The 20026-nt window shown below is 62.9% G+C and carries 18 protein-coding genes; 15 read left to right on the top strand and 3 right to left on the bottom strand.

The window, feature by feature from the left end; translation table 11 throughout:
* The first annotated feature begins 17 nt into the window (after positions 1 to 17).
* The 6 genes from NKH37_RS05700 (at position 18) to NKH37_RS05675 (ending at position 6173) form a co-directional block, all read left to right on the top strand.
* Positions 18 to 1853 carry a M3 family oligoendopeptidase gene (locus tag NKH37_RS05700; protein ID WP_353004737.1) on the top strand — a complete coding sequence of 612 codons (1836 nt, stop codon included), beginning with the start codon at positions 18 to 20 and terminating at the stop codon, positions 1851 to 1853.
* A gap of 391 nt (positions 1854 to 2244) precedes the next feature.
* Positions 2245 to 3012, top strand: a complete 768-nt coding sequence (locus NKH37_RS05695) for a helix-hairpin-helix domain-containing protein (RefSeq protein ID WP_353004735.1) — start codon at positions 2245 to 2247, stop codon at positions 3010 to 3012.
* Between the two features lie 158 nt (positions 3013 to 3170).
* Positions 3171 to 4322, top strand: coding sequence for an aminodeoxychorismate synthase component I (locus NKH37_RS05690; protein WP_353004733.1), 1152 nt, complete (start codon positions 3171 to 3173; stop codon positions 4320 to 4322).
* On the top strand, positions 4271 to 4933 hold the full coding sequence (locus NKH37_RS05685) for an aminotransferase class IV family protein (protein WP_353004731.1): 663 nt from the start codon (positions 4271 to 4273) through the stop codon (positions 4931 to 4933). The genes NKH37_RS05690 and NKH37_RS05685 overlap by 52 nt, the downstream gene beginning before the upstream one ends.
* Before the next feature lie 17 nt (positions 4934 to 4950).
* The gene (locus tag NKH37_RS05680; RefSeq protein WP_023720190.1) at positions 4951 to 5238 is read left to right on the top strand and encodes a YciI family protein; all 288 of its coding nucleotides are present in this window, start codon (positions 4951 to 4953) and stop codon (positions 5236 to 5238) included.
* Positions 5235 to 6173, top strand: coding sequence for a heme-dependent oxidative N-demethylase family protein (locus tag NKH37_RS05675; protein ID WP_352481946.1), 939 nt, complete (start codon positions 5235 to 5237; stop codon positions 6171 to 6173). The genes NKH37_RS05680 and NKH37_RS05675 overlap by 4 nt, the downstream gene beginning before the upstream one ends.
* Positions 6174 to 6271: 98 nt before the next feature.
* Here NKH37_RS05675 and NKH37_RS05670 read toward each other — a convergent pair whose 3' ends face one another.
* Complete coding sequence (locus NKH37_RS05670) at positions 6272 to 6715, bottom strand: DUF6640 family protein (RefSeq protein WP_031194347.1); 444 nt, start codon at positions 6713 to 6715, stop codon at positions 6272 to 6274.
* 15 nt (positions 6716 to 6730) lie between these two features.
* Positions 6731 to 7057 (bottom strand): MoaF-related domain-containing protein, encoded by a 327-nt coding sequence (locus tag NKH37_RS05665; protein ID WP_156948115.1) that lies wholly within the window; start codon positions 7055 to 7057, stop codon positions 6731 to 6733.
* A gap of 195 nt (positions 7058 to 7252) precedes the next feature.
* Here NKH37_RS05665 and NKH37_RS05660 point away from each other — a divergent pair, with 195 nt between their 5' ends.
* From NKH37_RS05660 to NKH37_RS05625, 8 genes are all read left to right on the top strand, one after another.
* Positions 7253 to 8302 carry a LacI family DNA-binding transcriptional regulator gene (locus NKH37_RS05660; RefSeq protein ID WP_352494711.1) on the top strand — a complete coding sequence of 350 codons (1050 nt, stop codon included), beginning with the start codon at positions 7253 to 7255 and terminating at the stop codon, positions 8300 to 8302.
* A 158-nt stretch (positions 8303 to 8460) separates the two neighbouring features.
* Positions 8461 to 9699, top strand: coding sequence for a hypothetical protein (locus NKH37_RS05655; protein WP_352918319.1), 1239 nt, complete (start codon positions 8461 to 8463; stop codon positions 9697 to 9699).
* A 122-nt stretch (positions 9700 to 9821) separates the two neighbouring features.
* Positions 9822 to 11267: a homospermidine synthase gene (locus NKH37_RS05650; protein ID WP_023720184.1), complete on the top strand. Its 1446-nt coding sequence runs from the start codon at positions 9822 to 9824 to the stop codon at positions 11265 to 11267.
* A 187-nt stretch (positions 11268 to 11454) separates the two neighbouring features.
* Positions 11455 to 11829, top strand: coding sequence for an outer membrane lipoprotein Omp10 (gene omp10, locus NKH37_RS05645; protein ID WP_023720183.1), 375 nt, complete (start codon positions 11455 to 11457; stop codon positions 11827 to 11829).
* Between the two features lie 304 nt (positions 11830 to 12133).
* A complete protein-coding gene (locus tag NKH37_RS05640) occupies positions 12134 to 14284 on the top strand; it encodes a 5'-nucleotidase C-terminal domain-containing protein (RefSeq protein ID WP_353004729.1) in 2151 nt (716 codons plus the stop codon).
* Between the two features lie 151 nt (positions 14285 to 14435).
* A complete protein-coding gene (gene hemH / locus NKH37_RS05635) occupies positions 14436 to 15500 on the top strand; it encodes a ferrochelatase (protein ID WP_352845582.1) in 1065 nt (354 codons plus the stop codon).
* Between the two features lie 129 nt (positions 15501 to 15629).
* A complete protein-coding gene (locus NKH37_RS05630; RefSeq protein WP_023719098.1) occupies positions 15630 to 16577 on the top strand; it encodes an SPFH domain-containing protein in 948 nt (315 codons plus the stop codon).
* A gap of 4 nt (positions 16578 to 16581) precedes the next feature.
* Positions 16582 to 17046: an NfeD family protein gene (locus NKH37_RS05625; RefSeq protein WP_353004727.1), complete on the top strand. Its 465-nt coding sequence runs from the start codon at positions 16582 to 16584 to the stop codon at positions 17044 to 17046.
* 7 nt (positions 17047 to 17053) lie between these two features.
* On the opposite strand, the gene NKH37_RS05620 is transcribed toward NKH37_RS05625, so the two are convergent.
* The gene (locus NKH37_RS05620) at positions 17054 to 18055 is read right to left on the bottom strand and encodes a KpsF/GutQ family sugar-phosphate isomerase (protein WP_023719096.1); all 1002 of its coding nucleotides are present in this window, start codon (positions 18053 to 18055) and stop codon (positions 17054 to 17056) included.
* Between the two features lie 150 nt (positions 18056 to 18205).
* Between NKH37_RS05620 and NKH37_RS05615 the strand changes: the two genes are divergently transcribed.
* Positions 18206 to 19957, top strand: a complete 1752-nt coding sequence (locus tag NKH37_RS05615; protein ID WP_353004726.1) for an outer membrane beta-barrel protein — start codon at positions 18206 to 18208, stop codon at positions 19955 to 19957.
* The last annotated feature ends 69 nt before the right edge of the window (positions 19958 to 20026 follow it).

Here is a 20026-nt window from a genome sequence, read left to right as displayed (position 1 = left end):
GTCTGGAAGGATCGGCAATGCGCATGGTTTTTGCTCGAAAGCTGGCGGCGGCGTCCGGTCAGGGCGTGGCGGAGCTTGGCGACCTGCCGGAATGGAATCTGGCCGATCTCTATTCGGGCATGGAAGCGCCCGAGTTGAAGCGCGACATCGCCAAGGCCGCCGCCGATGCCATCGCCTTCGAGAGCCGTTGGAAAGGCACGCTCGCCGCCGAGGCCGGGCGTGGCAGCGCCGGCAGGCTGGGCGAGGCGCTCCAGGCCTATGAAGCGCTGGAGGAGCTGATCGGCCGGATCGTCTCCTATGCCGGGCTTGTCTATGCCGGCAACACGTCGGATCCGCAGCGCGCCAAGCTCTATGGCGACATCCAGGAAAAGATGACCGATGCCAGCGCGCACCTGCTGTTTTTCGCGCTCGAGCTGAACCTCATCGACGATGGCGCGATCGAAAACGCACTCGCCGCCGATCCGGCCTTCGCCCACTACCGGCCCTGGGTGCTCGATCTGCGCAAGGACAAACCCTATCAGCTCGAAGACCGCATCGAGCAACTCTTCCACGAAAAGTCGATCACCGGGCGTGGGGCCTGGAACCGCCTGTTCGACGAGACGATGACCGATTTGCGCTTCGACGTCGACGGCGAGGAGTTGACGCTTGAGCCGGCGCTCAATCGCCTGCAGGACGCCGACGGCGAGGTGCGCCGCCGGGCGTCCGAAGCGCTGGCCGCAACTTTCCGCAAGAATTTGCGCGTCTTCACGCTGATTACCAATACGCTGGCCAAGGACAAGGAGATCTCCGACCGCTGGCGCGGCTTCGAGGACATTGCCGATTCCCGCCATCTCGCCAACCGCGTCGAACGCAGCGTGGTGGACGCACTCGCCGCGGCGGTTCGCGACGCCTATCCGCGCCTGTCGCATCGCTATTATGCGATGAAGGCGCGCTGGCTCGGCATGGACGTGATGAACCATTGGGACCGAAACGCGCCCCTGCCGGAGACCCCGCAGGCGGTCATCGGCTGGGACGAGGCCAAGAACACCGTGCTTTCCGCCTATCAGCGCTTTTCACCCGACATGGCGGAGATCGCCAGAACTTTCTTCGACCGCAACTGGATCGATGCACCGGTGAGACCCGGCAAGTCGCCTGGTGCCTTCGCCCATCCGACGGTGCCTTCGGCGCATCCTTATGTGTTGCTCAACTACATGGGCAAGCCGCGCGACGTGATGACGCTGGCGCACGAGCTCGGCCACGGCGTGCACCAGGTGCTGGCCGGCGGCCAGGGCGCCTTGATGGCGTCGACGCCGCTGACGCTGGCCGAAACCGCATCGGTGTTCGGCGAGATGCTGACCTTCCGCTCGCTGCTCGAGCAGACCACCGACAAGCGCGAACGCAAGGCCATGCTCGCCCAGAAGGTCGAGGACATGATCAACACGGTCGTGCGCCAGGTCGCCTTCTACGAGTTCGAGCGCAAGGTGCATGCCGAGCGCAAGAGCGGCGAATTGACCTCCGACAAGCTCGGCCAATTCTGGCTGGAAGTGCAGGCGGAAAGCCTCGGGCCGGCGATCAAGCTACGCGAGGGGTACGAGGTTTTCTGGACCTATATCCCGCACTTCATCCACTCGCCTTTCTACGTCTATGCCTATGCATTCGGCGATTGCCTGGTGAACTCGCTCTACGCGGTCTACCAGAACGCCGAGCGCGGCTTTCAGGAGAAATATTTTGCCATGCTGCGCGCCGGCGGCACCAAGCATCATTCCGAGCTTCTGGCGCCGTTCGGCCTTGACGCGACGGACCCTGCCTTCTGGCAGATCGGGCTTGGTGTGATCAGCGGACTGATCGACGAGCTGGAAGCACTGGACAAGTGATGCGCAACACTGGGTGATGCGCAACACCGGGTGACCGGGTTTTCCAGAACAGTTTAGCTGCAATGCATATTGACGATGGTTCTATTCTTGTCTTGGATATTTGTTCTTAAATAACTTTCCATGGAAGTTTTCCGTTAGATTCCCGTAAGCTGTATGATAGCGTCCGCCCTCAAGCTCAGCCGGGCACGAATGGATCCGGTCGGAAAGTCCCGACCGGTCATGGCGCGTCGGCGGATGCGACAACGGTTGTTGGCCAGGGGCAAACCGGTCGCCGACAGCTCGATCGAAGCCGGCTGTTCTGCAAATTGCGGAACCACCATCGAATGGTCCTTCGCCGAGGTCATGGCTCCACAGGCCAGGGCGGACGGATCGGACTGGAGAGAGAAAGACAATGGGCACTTTTTTCTACATGCTCCTGGCGTTCCTGGTAGGTGTGTTGGTTGGCTGGTTCATTTGGGGACGCCTGCGTGGCGAACTCGACAGTTTGCGCGGCGATCTCGACCGCACGCGCAGCGAACGTGACAGATTGCGGGCCGATAGCGACCGCCTGACCGGTGAGTTGGATGAATGCGGCCGCGCCCGCGCCGACCTCGAGCGGCGGCTGGGCGAGGCGCCGGCCGCCAAGGCGCCAACCGCGAAGGCGGCAACAGCCAAGGCGCCAGCCGCCAAGGCCGGCGCAACCAAGGCGGCGATGCAGGCACCGTCAACCCTGATGTCGACATCCGCGCCGGCCAAACCGGCGCCGAAGAAATCTGCAACGGCCAAGGCTGCGACCGCGCCACGCGCAAGTGCGGCGAAAACGGCGACGCCGAAGCCGGCTGCATCGAAAGCGAGCGCCGCACCCAAGACTGCGCCAGCGGCAAAGAAAGCCGCGACCGGCAACGCAACGACCGCAGCGGCGGGCAAAGCCAACGATCTGCGTCGCCTGATCGGCATCGGCCCGACCAACGAGCGGCTGCTCAAAGGGCTTGGGGTCACGACCTATGCCCAGATCGCCGCCTGGACGCCCGACGATGTCAGGCGGATCGAGGCGACGTTGAATTTCGACGGCCGCATCGAACGTGAACGCTGGATCGAGCAGGCGAAACTGCTTGCCGCCGGCGACGAAAAGGAATTTGCGCGCCGCTTCCCGACCGCGGGGGAAGCCAGCAACACCTGATCCATCGCAAGGCGGCATTTGGAACAAGGCGGCGCTCTCGGGCGCCGCTTTTGTTTTTGCCCCGCCGCGCCTTTGCGTCTTGAGACGCCGTTCCCTCGATTGCGCACGGTCGAGCCCCCATATAGATCGATCGCTGGTGACCGCAGCATCCGAGCCTTATGTCCCTGCCCCTGCCCTTTGCAATTTTCCGGAACGACGAGACCGCGCGTCAGCTCGTTTTCGACCGGCCGGCCGAGATCATCTCGGCGCATGGCGAGGCGGACTTCCTGCCGGCGCTTGAAGCCGCGCAGGCTGCACATGATGGCGGCAAATGGCTGGCCGGCTATTTCTCCTACGAGGCCGGCTACCTGCTCGAGCCCAAGCTCGTTCCGCTGCTGCCAGCCGGCCGCCTCGCCCCGCTTTTCTGCCTCGGCGTGTTCGACCCGCCGGTCGAAGAGACCGTCGCGCCAGGCGATCTGCCGGCTAGCAACGGCCCAATCTTCGACCCCAAGGCAGGCTGGTCCTCGGACGACTACGCCAAACGCTTTGCCAGGCTGCATGACCACATCCGCAAGGGCGACTGCTACCAGGGCAATCTGACCTTTCCGGTCCACGCGCAATGGTCGGGCGATCCGCTGGACGCCTTCAACGCGCTGACCGAACGCCAGCCGGTGAAGTATGGGGCGCTGGTCGCGCTTGGCGATCCGATCGTCTTGTCGCGTTCGCCGGAACTGTTCTTCGAGGTCGACGCGGAAGGCATGATCGAGACGCATCCGATGAAAGGCACTGCGCCGCGCGGCGCCACCAAGGCGGAGGACGATCGCCTGAAAGCGTTCTTGCGCAACGACGAGAAGAACCAGGCCGAGAACCGGATGATCGTCGATCTCCTGCGCAACGACATCTCACTGATCAGCGAGGTTGGCACGCTCGATGTGCCGGAGCTTTTCCGCATCGAGAGCTACCCGACGGTCCACCAGATGGTGAGCCGCGTGCGGGCGAAACTTTTGCCCGGCCTCGCCATCCGCCAGATTTTCGCCGCGCTGTTCCCCTGCGGTTCGATCACCGGCGCGCCGAAGATCCGTGCCATGGAGATCCTGCGCGAGCTGGAAGGTGGCCCGCGCGATGTCTATTGCGGCGCCATAGGCTGGATCGCCCCCGGCGGCCGGATGCGCTTTTCGGTGGCGATCCGCACCATCTCGCTCTTTGCCAATGGCGAGGCAGTCTACAATGTCGGCGGTGGCGTCGTCTTCGATTCGACAGCCGAAGAGGAGTACCAGGAGTGTCTGCTGAAAGCCCGTTTCGCGACGGGAACACTGCCGATTTCGAACTGATCGAAACAATGCGCTGGGAACCCGGCTCGGGTTTCCTCCGTTTCGACCGCCATCTCGCGCGGCTTTACGGCTCGGCAGACGAACTCGGCTTCGGCTGCGACCCGCAACGGGTCGGTGAAGCGCTGATGAATGCGGTCGGCCGCCAGCACATTGCGTTGCGCACTCGCCTCGTCCTGTCGCGCAAGGGCGATGTAGCGGTTTCGGTGCAGCCCTACGCGCCGCTCGCCGCAGACAAGGTCTGGACCGTGCAGCTGGCGCGCGTGCGGCTTGATTCGAGCGATATGCTGCTGCGCCACAAGACCAGCCGCCGACAACTCCATACGCGCGCCCGCGCCGAATATCTCGCCGGCCGGGCCGACGAGGTGCTGCTCGCCAATGAGCGCGGCGAAATCTGCGAGGGCACGATCACCAATGTCTTTGCCGAATTCGGCGATGGCGTGCTGGCCACGCCGCGGCTCGATTGCGGCCTGCTGCCTGGCGTCCTGCGTGGCGAACTGCTGGATCAAGGCCGCGCCCGCGAAGCAATCTACACATGGAGCGAACTGAAATCGGCCAAGGCGCTGTTCGTCGGCAACTCGCTGCGCGGATTGATCCCGGCGCGGCTGGGCTGAAGCATCGGGAGACAACAATGTTCGTGGTTTCGCTGAAGTATACGGTGCCGCTGACCGAGATCGACAGCCTGCAGCAAGCGCATGTCGAGTGGCTGAAGGCCTGTTATGCGGAAGGCATTTTTGTCGCCTCCGGGCCGAAGCGGCCGAGGACCGGCGGCATCATCATCGCGCGCGGTCCACGCGACGTGCTCGATGCCAGACTGGCGGACGATCCCTTCGCCAAGGCAGGCGCCGCCGATTACGAAATCACCGAATTCACGGCGAGAATGGCCGCCGCCGCACTGGAAGCCTACAAAGAAGCATGAGTTTCCGCCCACCGACCCACACACCCTATGACGGCTCGTCGAAACTGTTCACCATCGGGCTGAAGCCGCTCAATCTCGATAGATGGATCGAGATCGACGAATATCTGCTGCCCTATCTTGCCGAGAAACGCCGGCTTTATGCCGAAATTCCAGACAAGGTTTTTGTCGAGGAGCAAGCCACACGCGACGCCCAACGCGAAGTGCTCGATCTGCTCGGTGCGCATCTGGCGGCGAACTTTCCTGGGACCCACAGGCGTACCGACAACGGGATCGTGGTGATCGGCGGCACCGACAGTCTTGTAGGCTCAGGCACCGCAGCTTCTTTCAGCGATGCGCCGCTTGTCGCGGCCTCGTTGCTCGTCCAGGAGGATTTGATCCTGATGCGCCGCGACGAGAGCGGCTGGCGTCTGGCGGCCGGCTCGCTCTGCTTCCCCTCGTCATGGTCGCTGACCGAAAAATTCGGCAAGCCGCTGCAGCAGATCCACGCGCCGGTACCGGGTTTCGGTCCAGGCACACGCCCGGCCGATCTCATCAACCGCATGTTCGACGGCCTCCAGGGCCAAGCCGTCGAGCGCTACAACTGGTCGATCCAGGCGGGCGACGCGCTCTACCATCCGCTCTCCAATGTCGAACGCATCGACCGCGCCAGCAGTCGCCCGTCGAGATTCCCGGACGGTGACATCGACGCCCATGCCTTTATCCGCGTCGAGCGGCAGACGCTGAGAAAGCTCCCCGTTTCGGGCGACGTACTCTTCACCATCCGCATCCATCTCGACCCGCTCGCCGTGCTGGAGCGCCACCGCGACCGTGCGGCGCTCGCAGCGTCCTTGGCCGAACAACTTCTCGCGCTGGACGAGGCCCAGCTCGACTACAAGGGGATGACCGCCGATCGTGACCGGCTGGTCGCGTGGCTTAGGGCGCTGGCGCTGTCCTAGAGCAGTTCATCGTTTCACGGAAACGCCGAACCGCTCCACCTCTTTGTTCTTGCGCAATTCCGGACGGAAAACCGTCTCACACTTTTCCCGGAATTGCTCTAAATCGCAGCCAGGCCCAGCAGCAGGATCGCCGACATCGCGGTAAAGACGGTGACGTTGACATCCCACCGCCAGCCCGCCGGTCCAAACGGCGGCCGGAACGGCGGGTAGCCGTTCTCGTCATACAGCACGCCACCATAGATCGGCCGCGAGAGCATGGCCGCGAAGAATGCCCCATACATGGCCGCGGCCAATCCGCCGGCGAGATAGAGCCGCTCGGCTTCGAGTTGCCCCTTGATCCAGATGAGTCCGAGGGCAATCAGCGCCACCCCGGTATAGCTCAGCACCTGCCAGACGACGTGAAACCGGGCATGGGGAGTCCACAGTGGATTGGTGGCGTGGGTGGCGTTCAAGTCGGCTTTGATCGTCGCTACACCGTAACCCACGGTCGCGACGCTCAGCAGAATTCGAGCAAGCAGATGACTGTCATAAGCGAGTTCCATCGCATTTTCCTCCCCTCACGCCGGAACGGCTTGAATGGCGCCCTGAGCACAGAAGAGCTGCCCATCGGCCAGCCGCGCATAATTATGGACGATCCGGTTCTCGTGATCCTGCAACTGCACAATGAAGTTGCCGCTCTGCTCCGTCCAACTCGCGAGCACGAGATTCGGACGCACGCTGGTCAGGCCGACCTTGACCACCTCGTCGATTTCAGTGGTCCCGATCGACGCCTGGATATGCAATTCCTGCGGCGAAAGAAACGTCAGCCGCGGTACGAAGGGGCCGAAAACGCAGTCGAAAGTCTTGCCTACGAGCGAGGCTGGAAAAGCATCGGTTTCTGCCATCATCCTCTCCTTGGGCATTGGCCGCTGCGACCATGCCATGTGACGATTCTCGGTGTCTCAGTCGCAGAAACACCCTCAGTATATGCTCTTGGAGCGCTCCAAGGAGCACGATCCCCCTATTTTGGTTTTGAGTCAATAAAATTCTTGGAGCGCTCCAAAAAATGGTCTACCTCAGGGAAAACGAGTGGATCGCCAATGCCCACCCTAGCCGATGTCGGCAAGGCTGCCGGAGTTTCCCGGGGGACTGTCTCCAACGTCTTCAACCGGCCGGAGCTGGTCAGGCCCGAATTGCGCGAGCGCGTCGAAGCGGCCGCGCGAGCGCTCGGGTTTGGCGGCCCCGATCCGAAAGGACGATTGCTGCGGGACGGCAAGTTCAATGCCATCGGGTTCATGCCGCCTGGCGCCTACGCCATCTCCGAAGTGATGAGAAGCCCATACGGCCGCGAGCTGGTGCTCGGCGTTTCGCTCGCCTGCGACGAGGCTGGAACGACGCTCAGCCTTGTAAACGGCACCGACAACACGCGCTTCGCCAGCATCCGCGATGCCCTGGTTGACGGCTTTATCCTTGGTCACAGCGCCGACATTGGTCTCATAATTTCGGTCCAGAGACGCCGTCTGCCCTTCGTCATTCTCGAAAGCGACGCAGGTCCCGACATCAATTCGATAAAGATCGACGGCAGGAGTGGCGCGGTTGCTGCCGTCCGGCACTTGACCGGGCTGGGGCACCGGCATTTTGCCATCCTTTCGGTGCGCCGGTCTCCCGGCCCGCCGATTGTCCACATGCCCGGAAAGGCAACGCGCCCGCTTCTGGCCGGCTTCCCGCTCGACGATGAAAGGCTCGACGGTTTCAAACAGGGTTTGGCGGAGGCGAATTTGTCGATCGACGATGTCCCGATCATCGAGACGATCCCGGGCGAGCCATCTGCCGGAGCAGTGGTGTTCGACAGGGCGCCTGAAGCAACCGCGATCCTGACCATGTCGGACTGGCAGGCGATCACGATCCTGGACGAGGCGGTTCGCCGCGGCATAGACGTGCCGGGCCACGTGTCGGTCGTCGGCTTCGATGGCACCGCTGAATCCGCACGCACCACGCCTCCGATGACCACTGTCGCACAAGACGTGATCGGAAAAGGCCGGCTTGCCGCCCGAATGGTCCTTGACAATGAAGCCCCCCGCCAAGTCGTTCTGCCGGTAGAACTGGTGGTTCGAGCCTCCACAGCCGCGCCGAGGACAAAAACCCGCTGAAACGGGCGGATGCGCCATCCGCACCAGGGGTGGCGCTCGCCGCGTCTTTTCGCTGAGCAGCCTCAGGTGCGGGACGAGGCACAACTTGACTATAAGGGCCTGACAGCCGACCGTGACTGCTGGCGCAAGACAGCTGTAACTTGCGGCTTGGGGGAAAAATGATCCAGCATCTTAGCAGGCCGGTCACGTTTATGGCCGCGATCCTGGTACTGTCGACAGCAGCCGAGGCGGAGCCGGTGACTTATGCCGGCAAGCTTGGAAAGAGCGATATCGTCGTCGAATTCACCGGCGACCCCGCCGCGCCCGGCGGCCCGCTAGCCGGCCGCTATTTCTACCGCTCGAAGGGCGTCGACATCCCGCTGCAGGCCCGGTCTCAAAAGGGCAGCAAGTTCGAACTGGCCGAGGAGGAGGCATGCGGCGCCGACAATTGCGATGACGGAAAGGCTGCGCCGATTGCCGCCGTCTGGCGCCTGGCCTCATCCAGTAACGGCAAAACCCTTGAAGGCAGCTGGAACGGAAAGAGCGCGCTGCCGCTCAGATTGGAACGGGTCGCAAGTCGGCAGGTGACCGAGAACGAGCCCAGCAGCCCGCTCGATCTCTACGATTTCAGCTTCATGAAGTTCTTCGGCAATGACACGCCGCTCACCATGGAAACGTCCCCTTATGACTATCTGCGGGTGGACACTCAGCTCGATAACGGCAAGACGACTGGTTGGCCGGACGCAACTTACCGCTATGTCGTCGACCCCCGCACCAAATTTGCCACGCCGCGCATTGTCGAACTGTCCGGCGACGTTCCAATCGAGGCCGCGAACGCTCTGCTGCAAGACAGGCACTGGCGCGCCAACATCGGCGCACTGGGCTGCGTGGCGGCGCAATATGCCGGTTTCAACGAAGGCGGGCCGATTGACGGTGTGAACGGCGGCACACTCGGCGGCTATGAGGACAGCACATTCGAAGTGACCTCGCTGACTCCGCGGCTGATGAGCTGGCGGGAGTCCGGCAGCATCTTCTGCGGCGGAGCGCATCCGACCAACTATTCGGACGCCTACATCATGGATGTGCGGCGCGGCGTCCTGCTCGGCCTTCAGGACATTTTCTTGGATACGATAGATGGCAAGCCCGGTCCTTCCCTCGCCTCCTTCGTCAAGCAGCGGCGCAAGAAACCGAGCGATCAGACCGATATTGATCACGAAGCCGAATGCGGCATCGACGATCTGATCGACGAAAATTTGGCTGCCAGCCTCTGGCGCGAGGGCGACAAGCAGGTTCTGGTGTTCGGGCTCCAGACCCTGCCGCATGCCATCCAGGCCTGCGCCGACGATCTGCTGGAACTGCCGGTCTCCGAGGCACGTGCCCTCTTCAAGCCGGAGTTTGCAAGTCTGGTCGAGCCGTAGCCGGGATGGCGCGGCGTAACGCCGGCCGTCCGATTTTCGCTTTATTGTGACAATGATCTATGGTTTGTCGCGCCGCGGCCAAGCCGCTGTTCCGAAGCGTTTTTTGAGGGAGTAATCGATAAATGGTGAATGAAAACTGGCCCGTTTACGGTGAGATCACCGGCCCTGTGGTGATGATCGGCTTCGGCTCGATCGGACGGGGAACGCTGCCGCTGATCGAGCGCCATTTCAAATTCGACAAGTCGCGCATGACGGTCATCGACCCGCGCGACACCGACCGCAAATTGCTCGACGAGCGCGGCATCACCTTCATGCAGGACGCGGTGACCAAGAAGAACTACAAGAAGCTGCTGACACCGCTTTTGACCAATGGCGGCGGCCAGGGCTTTTGCGTCAACCTGTCGGTCGACACTTCCTCGCTCGAACTCATGAAGCTCTGCCGCAAGCTTGGCGTCCTCTATATCGACACGGTGGTCGAGCCCTGGCTCGGCTTTTATTTCGACGAAAAGGCCGACAATGCCTCACGCACCAACTATGCGCTGCGCGAGACGGTGCGTACTGAAATCGCGAAGAACCCAGGCGGCACCACGGCGATCTCGTGCTGCGGCGCCAATCCGGGCATGGTCTCGTGGTTCGTCAAGCAGGCGCTGGTCAACCTCGCCACAGATCTTGGCCTCGATTTCTCGGAGCCCGCGCAGCACGATCGCGAAGGCTGGGCCAGGCTGATGAAGAAAGCCGGCGTCAAGGGCATCCATATCGCCGAGCGCGACACCCAGCGCACCAAGAAACCCAAGCCGATGAACGTGTTCTGGAACACCTGGTCGGTCGAAGGCTTCATTTCGGAAGGCCTGCAGCCGGCCGAGCTCGGTTGGGGCACGCATGAGACGTGGATGCCGAAGAACGCCAAAAAACACAAGAACGGCTCGAAGGCCGCGATCTTTCTGGAGCAGCCCGGCGCCAACACGCGCGTGCGCACATGGTGCCCGACGCCCGGTCAGCAATACGGCTTCCTGGTGACGCATAACGAGGCGATTTCAATTGCCGATTTCTTCACCTTGCGCGGCAAGAAGGGCAAGGTGCAGTACCGGCCGACCTGCCATTACGCCTATCATCCCTGCAACGACGCCGTGCTGTCACTGCACGAGATGTTCGGTGCCGCCGGCGAGGCTCAGCCCGTGCATCACGTGCTCGACGAAAACGAACTGGTCGATGGCATCGACGAACTCGGCGTGCTGCTCTACGGTCACGCCAAGAACGCCTACTGGTACGGCTCGCAGTTGTCGCTGGCCGAGGCGCGCAAGCTGGCGCCCTACCAGAACGCCACCGGCATGCAGGTCACGTCGGCGGTGCTGGCCGGCATGGTTTGGGCGCTGGAAAATCCCGAGGCCGGCATCGTCGAAGCCGACGAGATGGATTACAAGCGCTGCCTCGACGTGCAGAACCCATATCTCGGGCCGGTCAGGAGCTATTATACCGACTGGACACCGCTCGACAATCGACCTGGTCTGTTTTCCGAGGACCTCGACACCAAAGACCCGTGGCAATTCCGCAACATCCTCGTTCGATAGCAGCGTTGCGTCGACACTCCGCCAGCTTGCAATCGCCCGGAAATCGGGCGATTGAAGAGGAGCGGCCTAGAGCGACGTGCGTCCATTTGGACGCACAAAGTACGCTCTAGCACTTTGAATGTGAGCATCGTGCTTTCCGAAAATCGGATCGATTTTCGGGCCGATGCGAGAGGAGAGGATTTTGAAGATGACGATCGCGCAAAGACTGCTTTCGGCTGGCATTGCCGCGGCCGCTACGGTCGCGTTGGCGGCCTGCACCACAACCGGCCCAGGCGAGCCGCCGGTGATCACGGCCAAAGGGGTTGAAGGCTCCTGGATCGACGCGCAGGGCACGGGCTTGTCCACCTTCAAGGGCGGCAGCTTCGCGACCGTCGCAACCGACACCGGCCAGAAGCTTGCCGATGGCAGCTACACCATGACCGGCGGCACCTCGGTCGAGATCCATGGCACTTCGCTGATCCGCCAGACGCCGATCAGCTTCAACTGCCTGATGGTCTCCACAAGCCAGCTCAATTGCACCAGCGCGAGCGGGCAGAATTTTGTGCTGACCAGGCGCACCTGAAATCCGATTCCGAATTGACTTTGCAAAAGGGCGGCGGCTTCAAGCCGCCGCTTTTTACGCCGGCAAAGCCTTTTTACGCCGGCAAAGCTGATGCCGATTTCCGCTTGCATCGACTGAAACGCGATGTGAACATGGCCCGAGAGGGCTGTTACATCCCAGTCAAACAAGAGCTTTAAACGCGTCTGCGCATGACCCCGAAAATCGGAGTCGATTTTCGGAAAGGATCATGCGCAAAATAAAATTGGTACTTTGCGCGTCCCAAATGACGCGCGGCGCTGTACCTCAAGTTATCCGGGAGACGAGAATGAAGAAGATCGCTGCCATCGCCGCGCTGTCGGCATCGGCGCTTGGCCTGTCGGCAGGCGTATCCTTTGCCGACTACACGCTGAACATCCTGCACATCAACGACTGGCACAGCCGCATCGAGAGCAACAACAAGTATGAATCGACCTGCTCGGCCGAGGAGGAGACCAAGGGCGAATGCGTCGGCGGCGCCGGCCGCCTGGTCACCGCGATCGCGCAGGAGCGCAAGAAGCTGCAAGGCCAGAACGTGCTGCTGCTCAGCGCCGGCGACAATTTCCAGGGCTCGCTCTTCTACACGACCTACAAGGGCAAGACCGAAGGCGAATTCCTCAACCAGATGAAATTCGATGCCGAGGTGGTCGGCAACCATGAGTTCGACGATGGCGAGTCGGCGCTGGCGCCGTTCCTCGACATGATCCAGTTTCCGGTGCTCGGCGCCAATGTGAAGGCCAATGCGCAATCCAAGCTCGGCGACCGCGTCAAGCCGTCGATCGTGGTCGAGGTCGGCGGCCAGAAGATCGGCATCGTCGGCGCGGTCACCAACGACACGCCGGAGCTTGCCACGCCTGGCCCGAACATCGCCATCGAGGACGACGTCAAGTCGATCACCGCCGAGGTCGAGAAACTGAAGCGAGAGGGCGTCAACAAGATCATCGCGGTCACCCATATCGGCTACAAGCGAGAACGCGACGTGATCGCCAAGATCCCGGGCGTCGACGTGGTGGTCGGCGGCCACAGCCACTCGCTGCTGTCCAACACCGACCCCAAGGCGGAAGGCCCTTATCCGACGATGGTCGACAATCCGGACGGCCACAAAGTGCCGGTCGTGCAGGCGGCGTCCTATTCGAAATATCTCGGCGAGTTCAAGGTCGTCTTCGACGACAATGGCGTCGTCAAAGAGGCAAGCGGCGATCCCATTCATCTCGACAAATCGATCACGCCCGACCCCGCCGTGCTTGCCCGCATCAAGGAACTCGGCGCCCCGATCGAGGCTTTGAAGAACAAGGAAGTCGCCGAGACCACCAAGGCGATCGACGGCAGCCGCGAAAACTGCCGCGCCCGCGAATGCGAGATGGGCAATCTGGTCTCCGACGCCGTCCTCGACCGGGTCAAGGGCCAAGGTGTCGAGATCGTCATCTCGAATGGCGGCGGCTTGCGCGCCTCGATCGACCAAGGCACCGTCACCATGGGCGAGGTTCTCACTGTGCTGCCGTTTCAGAACACGCTGGCGACCTTCCAGATCACCGGCAAGGATCTGGTTGCCGGCCTCGAAAGCGGCCTCAGCCAGGTCGAGGACGGCGCCGGGCGCTTCCCGCAGGTTGCCGGCCTGAAATATGCGTTCGACAAATCGGCGCCGCCTAATGGACGCGTCAAATCGGTCGAGGTCATGGAAGGCGGCGCCTGGACGCCGATCAAACCGGACAAGGACTATCTGGTCGCCACCAACAACTATGTCCGCCAGGGCGGTGACGGCTACAAGGTATTCGCCGAGAAGGCCAAGAACGCCTATGATTACGGCCCGGGGCTGGAACAGGTCGTCGCCGATTACCTCGGCGCGCACCGGCCCTATACGCCGAAGCTCGACGGCCGCATCACCGAGATCGCCGCGACCGGAGCCCCGGCCGCGGAACCAGCCAACCCGGCCGAACCGCCAAAACCTGCTGAGGCAGCGCCGATAAAGCCTGCTGAGCCGGCAATGCCCGAAATGCCGGCCGGCTCCGGCGACATTTCCAAAACACCACCGGCCGTCCCGGCTGAAACCGCGCCGGCGGCCCCCGCACCCGCCGAGCCGGCCCAGCCGGCGGCACCTGCGGCTCCGGCCACACCGGCTCCGGCCACCCCTGCTCCGGCTGTACCGGCCAAACCGGCCGAGACGGCGCCTGCCCCGAGTCAGCCGGCCCCGAGTCAGCCGGCCCCGAGTGAACCGGCCCCAAGTGAGCCGGCAAAACCTGCCGAGCCCGCCAAGCCGGCTGAGCCGGCACCGGCCGAAAGCAGCCATGTAATCGTCGCCGGCGATACCTATTGGGATCTCGCGGTGAAGGCCTATGGCGACGGCACCAAATGGAAAATGATCTTCGATGCCAACAAAGCCTACGAGCCACGCCGGCTGCCGGTCGGCGCAACCTTGACTATCCCGGCGGCCTCGAAGTAATCCGGCCGCAGGAACGCAATGCACCCGCCCGGCAAACCGGGCGGGTGCCGCATTTCTGGGATAAGGTGCGGCCAGACGCTGCATTTGAAAACCGGCGCGGCATCGCTACCTTCGCCGCGGCACCGCTGGTTTCGCGGTGTTGGAGAACCCCATGACGCTTGCCAACCCTGCTGAAAGCAAAGCCGAAACGACCGCCGGCGCGCTCCCGGCAGGACACCCTCCGGTCGGGACAGGCAAGGTCGGTGTCATGCTGATCAATCTCGGCACCCCGGACGGCACCGACTTCAAGCCGATGTGGCGCTATCTCAGGGAATTCCTGTCCGATCCGCGCGTCATCGAACTCAACAAGGCGGTCTGGTATCCGATCCTCTACGGCCTGGTCCTCACCACCCGGCCGAAGAAGTCGGGCGCCAACTATGCCAGGATATGGAACCGGGAGCGCAACGAGTCGCCGCTGCGCACCTATACCCGTGCCCAGTCCGAGAAACTCGGGCTTGCGCTCGGCGATTTATCCCATGTGATCGTCGATTGGGCGATGCGCTACGGCAACCCTTCGACCGAGAGCGTGGCCAACAGACTGGTCGAGCAAGGCTGCGACCGCATCCTGTCTTTCCCGCTCTATCCGCAATATTCGGCGACGACGACTGCGACCGCCAACGACCAGTTGTTTCGCGCGCTGATGAAGATGCGCCGCGCCCCGGCCATTCGCAGCGTGCCCCCCTATTACAACGAGCCGGCCTATATCGAGGGGCTCGCCCGTTCGATCGAAGGGCATCTGGCGAGCCTCGACTTCGATCCGGAAATCGTCATCGCCTCCTATCACGGTATTCCGAAATCCTACTCCGACAAGGGCGATCCCTACCAGGCGCATTGCCTGGAGACGACGCGGCTGCTGCGCGAAAAGCTCGGCTGGGATGAGAACAAGCTGATTACCACCTTCCAGTCGCGCTTCGGCGCGCAGGAATGGCTGCAGCCCTACACCGACAAGACGGTCGAAAGACTGGGACGCGAAGGCGTGAAATCGATCGCCATCGTCAATCCGGGCTTTTCCGTCGACTGCATCGAGACGCTGGACGAGATCGGCAGGGAAGCGGCCGAGACCTTCCACCATGCCGGCGGCGAAAAGTTCGCACACATCCCTTGCCTCAACGACAGTGCAGAGGGCATGGCGGTGATCGAGGCAATGGTGCGGCGCGAGCTGTCCGGCTGGGCCTGAATGGATCCCGCAGTCCATGCACCCGCAATCCGAGATCACCTGATTGTAACATTGCTGAAACACACTTAAGTGTTTGGTGGAATCGGCCGCGTGGCAATGTCCAACATGGCCTTTGAGGGGAGAGCCAAAATGGGTTTCAGTGGTTTCGATATCGCGCTTCTTGTTCTTGTCGCCCTTGTCGTGCTGGTGCTTTTCAAGGGCATCCGGACAATTCCGCAAGGCTATAATTATACCGTCGAACGCTTTGGCCGTTACACCAAGACATTGAGCCCGGGCCTCAACCTCATCGTGCCCTTCGTCGACCGTATCGGCGCCAAGATGAACATGATGGAGCAGGTGCTCGACGTTCCGACCCAGGAGATCATCACCCGCGACAACGCCACCGTGGCCGTCGACGGCGTTGCCTTCTATCAGGTGCTCAACGCGGCGCAGGCCGCCTACCAGGTCGCCGGCCTGCAGAACGCTATCCTCAATTTGACGATGACCAACATCCGCACCGTGATGGGCTCGATGGACCTCGACGAGCTGTTGTCGAACCGCGACGCCATCAACGAGCGCCTGCTGCGCGTCGTTGATGAGGCCGCGCACCCCTGGGGTATCAAGATCACCCGCGTCGAGATCAAGGACATCAACCCGCCGGCCAATCTCGTCGAATCGATGGGCCGCCAGATGATGGCCGAGCGCAACAAGCGCGCCCAGATCCTCGCTGCCGAAGGCCTCAAACAATCGCAGATCCTGGAGGCCGAGGGCCGCAAGGAAGCCGCCTTCCGCGATGCCGAGGCGCGCGAGCGCTCGGCCGAGGCTGAAGCACGCGCCACACAGGTAGTGTCGGAGGCGATTTCCAAGGGTGACGTGCAGGCGCTCAACTACTTTGTCGCGCTGAAATACACCGAAGCGCTGACCAGGATCGGTGCAGCGACAAACAGCAAACTCGTGCTGATGCCGATAGAGGCTTCCTCACTGATCGGCACGCTCGGCGGCATTGGTGAAATCGCCAGGGAAGTTTTCAAGGGCGAAGGCACCGCCAGTCCAGCACGACAGGCCCGCCCGCCCGTGGTTCGTCCCAGCGAGACCTGAGGCCATGTTCGATCGCATCATTTCCGAACTCGGTCCGTGGAGCTGGATGGTCCTCGGCTTCGCCCTGCTGGTGATGGAGGTCGTCGCGCCGGGCATTTTCATGCTGTGGATCGGCATTGCCGCGCTGTTGATCGGCGTCGTCTCGCTGCTCATCTGGGACGCCGGTTTCTGGAGCTGGCAGGTCCAGGTCCTCGCCTTCCTCGCGCTGTCGCTGGTCTCGGCCTATGTCGGCAAGCGGCTGGTGGGCGGGCGGCATGAGGAAACCGACCAGCCGCTGCTCAACCGGCGCGGCGCGCAGATGGTCGGCCGGACGGCGACCCTTGCCGAGCCGATCAAGGATGGGCGCGGCCGCATCAAGCTCGGCGACACGTTGTGGCGCGTCTCCGGCCCTGACCTGCCGGCCGGCACGCAGGTGCGCGTGACCGGTGCCGCCGACACCGACCTGGAACTGACGGTCGAGGCAGTCTAGAAGCCCGCTAGGCAGCACCGATGCGCAGCAGGTCGTGCAGATGGACGAGCCCGATCGGCCGTCTGCCTTCGACCACCATCAGGCTGGTAATGGCAGAATCGTTGATCGTCTGCAGCGCCGTCGCAACCAGTGTGTCGGGCGCCGCCATTTTTGGCTCTCTGGTCATCACCTGATCGACGCTCATGGCCAGAAGATCGCTGCCGATATGGCGCCTGATGTCGCCATCGGTGATGATGCCGATCAGCTTGCCGTCCGCCGAAGTGACCGCCACGCAGCCAAACCCCTTGCGCGACAATTCGAGGATCGCCTCGCGCATGCCGGTGCCGGACGACACCAGAGGCAGCCTGTCGCCGACATGCATGATCTCGCGGATCTGCGTCAGGTTGGCTCCGAGCTGGCCGCCGGGATGGAACGTGCGGAAATGGTCCGGGGTGAAGCCGCGCGCCTCGAGCAACGCGATGGCCAGCGCATCGCCCATCACCATTTGCAGCAGCGTCGAGGTCGTCGGCGCAAGGCCGTGCGGACAGGCTTCCGGGGCTCGCGGCAGCAGAAGCACCACGTCGGCCGCACGCGCCAGAGCCGATTTTTCGCCGGCGGTGACCGCGACCAGCGGGATCGAGAAGCGCCTGGAATAGGCGATGATGCCCTTGAGCTCGAGGCTTTCCCCCGACCACGACAGGGCGATGATGGCGTCGTTCCGAGCGATCATGCCGAGGTCGCCGTGATTGGCTTCGGCAGGGTGGACGAAGAAGGCCGGCGTGCCGGTCGAAGCGAGCGTTGCGGCGATCTTCGAGCCGATATGGCCGCTTTTGCCGACCCCGGTGACGATGACGCGGCCATCGATCTGCGACACCATGTCGACCGCCCGTGCGAACGGCTCGGCCAGCCCGTTTTCGAGCGCGTCTGCCAGTGCCGCGACGCCGGCCTGCTCTGTCGCCACCGTTCTCAGCGCCGAGGCAATCGCGGCCTGCTCGTCGAGCGGCTTCCTGTCTGGGGATTTCACGTCCATGGACGATGCGATTAGCGCTTCGGCGCGCGCCTGTCCAACGGAATTGCCGCCCAGAACACCTTGGCGGGCGATCCCTCAACGCTCCGTTAACCATCCCCATTTACGGTTTCGTAAGTATGGCGCGCGTGCGCCGCGCAAGCAGTGGTGCCGATGTCCGGGTTTCAGCCTCAAAACAAAATAGGACGAAAGGGCAACGCGGTTTGCGCTTTGCTGCTGGCAACCAGTGTCCTTGCGTTGTCGCGTCCGGCACTGCTTTGCGCCCAGGAAATCGAGCTGCGCGGTGAGGTTTCGGAATCGACAATCCTGGACGACCAGCAGTACAGGATCAGGCAGTTGGGCATGGCTGCTGCAACCGCCAACGACGATACGCCGCTGCCTACCTATCGTCCGGCCAGCCCGGGGGCCTTGCCTGACGACGGCACGGGCGAGGCGGCGGCCACAACCGGCGGCACTTTCGATCCACCAGCGGCCAGCGACGACCCGTTTGCCGACCCTGCTCCGCCGCCACGACGGCGGCCGAGCGCAACGCAACGCGCCGTCGAAGAAGGCAAGGCCAAAGATGAGGCCGTGGACAACAAGAAGCGCAAGAGAGGCGCCACTGCGACTGCAGCGACGCCGACGACCGACGACACCGACACCGCCGCCATAGACGAGCAGGATACGGCCAACCGCCGTGCGGTGACCATCGATTCCGCCGAAAGGCTCAAGCTCGACCCCGGCGCCGAGCGCACCGAAGCCATCGAAGGCCAGGACAAGAAGAACGAGGACGACCCGTTCGCCGCCACCGGCATCCAGCTCGGCTCCTTCGTGATCCGGCCGACGCTCGAGCAAGGCCTGACGTATTCAACAAACGCCGATTCGAGCAGCCTCGGCAAGCCGGCATTGCTGTCGGAAACGACGCTGCGCTTCAACGCCGTCTCCGACTGGCGGGAGAATTCGGCGACGATTGAGGGCTATGGCATCTTCCGCGAGACGTTGTCCGGCTATGACGTTCACGAGGCGCAAGGCCGCGTCGACGGCACGCTCAACATCGATCTCGACAATGATCTGCGCGCCATCGCCAAACTTGGCTACGAGGCCGTGCCCGAATCGGCCTCGGCGCCGGACGCCATCGTCGGCGCCGTTGGGCAGCCGGTGCGCCAGACCGTGAGCGGCAGCCTCGCCGTCGAGAAGGATGCGGGAAAGATGCGCTTCGCGCTGACCGGCGCGGTCGAGCACGACATCTTTGGTGACGCCAAGCTTTCGTCGGGGGGATCGCTGTCGCAGAAGGGCCGCGACTCGACGCTCTATACGGCCATTTTGCGCACCGGCTACGAGATCTCGCCTGCCATCACTCCGTTCACCGAAATCGAGGTCGGCCGGCGCGCTTATGATTTGCGCGTCGATCCAAACGGCTTCCAGCGCTCCTCGACGCGGCTTGGCGCACGGGCCGGCGTCGAGCTCGATCTCCGCGAGAAGCTTACCGGCGAGTTCTCGGTCGGCTGGTTGCGCGAAGCTATCGACGACAACGCCCTGCCGGCGATTTCGGGCGGGACGGTTAATGCCGATCTCAAATGGTCGCCGGAACGCGGCACCACGATCGGCCTCACCGCACAGACGACCGCCGAGAACACGACGAACGCGGGCGAAAGCGGCGACATGCTCTATTCCAGCAGCCTCACCGGCGAGCGGCAAATCCGCGCCAACCTGACCGGAAATGCCGCTCTCGGCGTTGAATGGCGCGACTATACCGGCTCCGACGATCATGATTTGACGCTGAGCGCCGAGGCTGGGCTGACATGGTGGCTGAACCGCTATGCCGGGCTCACCACCCGCGTCAGGACTGAAAAACTGACCAGCAACCTGGTTGGACGCGACTACACGGCCAACAGTATCTTCGTCGGCTTGAAGTTGCAGCGCTAATGCATGTCGCGCAAAAGTGTGCAGCGGTTTTGCGATAACGACATGCATAAAACAAGAACCTAAAGCGCA

The sequence above is a fragment of the Mesorhizobium sp. M1217 genome (genome assembly GCF_040318275.1).
Classification (GTDB): Bacteria; Pseudomonadota; Alphaproteobacteria; order Rhizobiales; family Rhizobiaceae; genus Mesorhizobium.
Note: the sequence above shows the minus strand (reverse complement) of the source record. Positions and strands in the feature narration are given on the sequence as shown.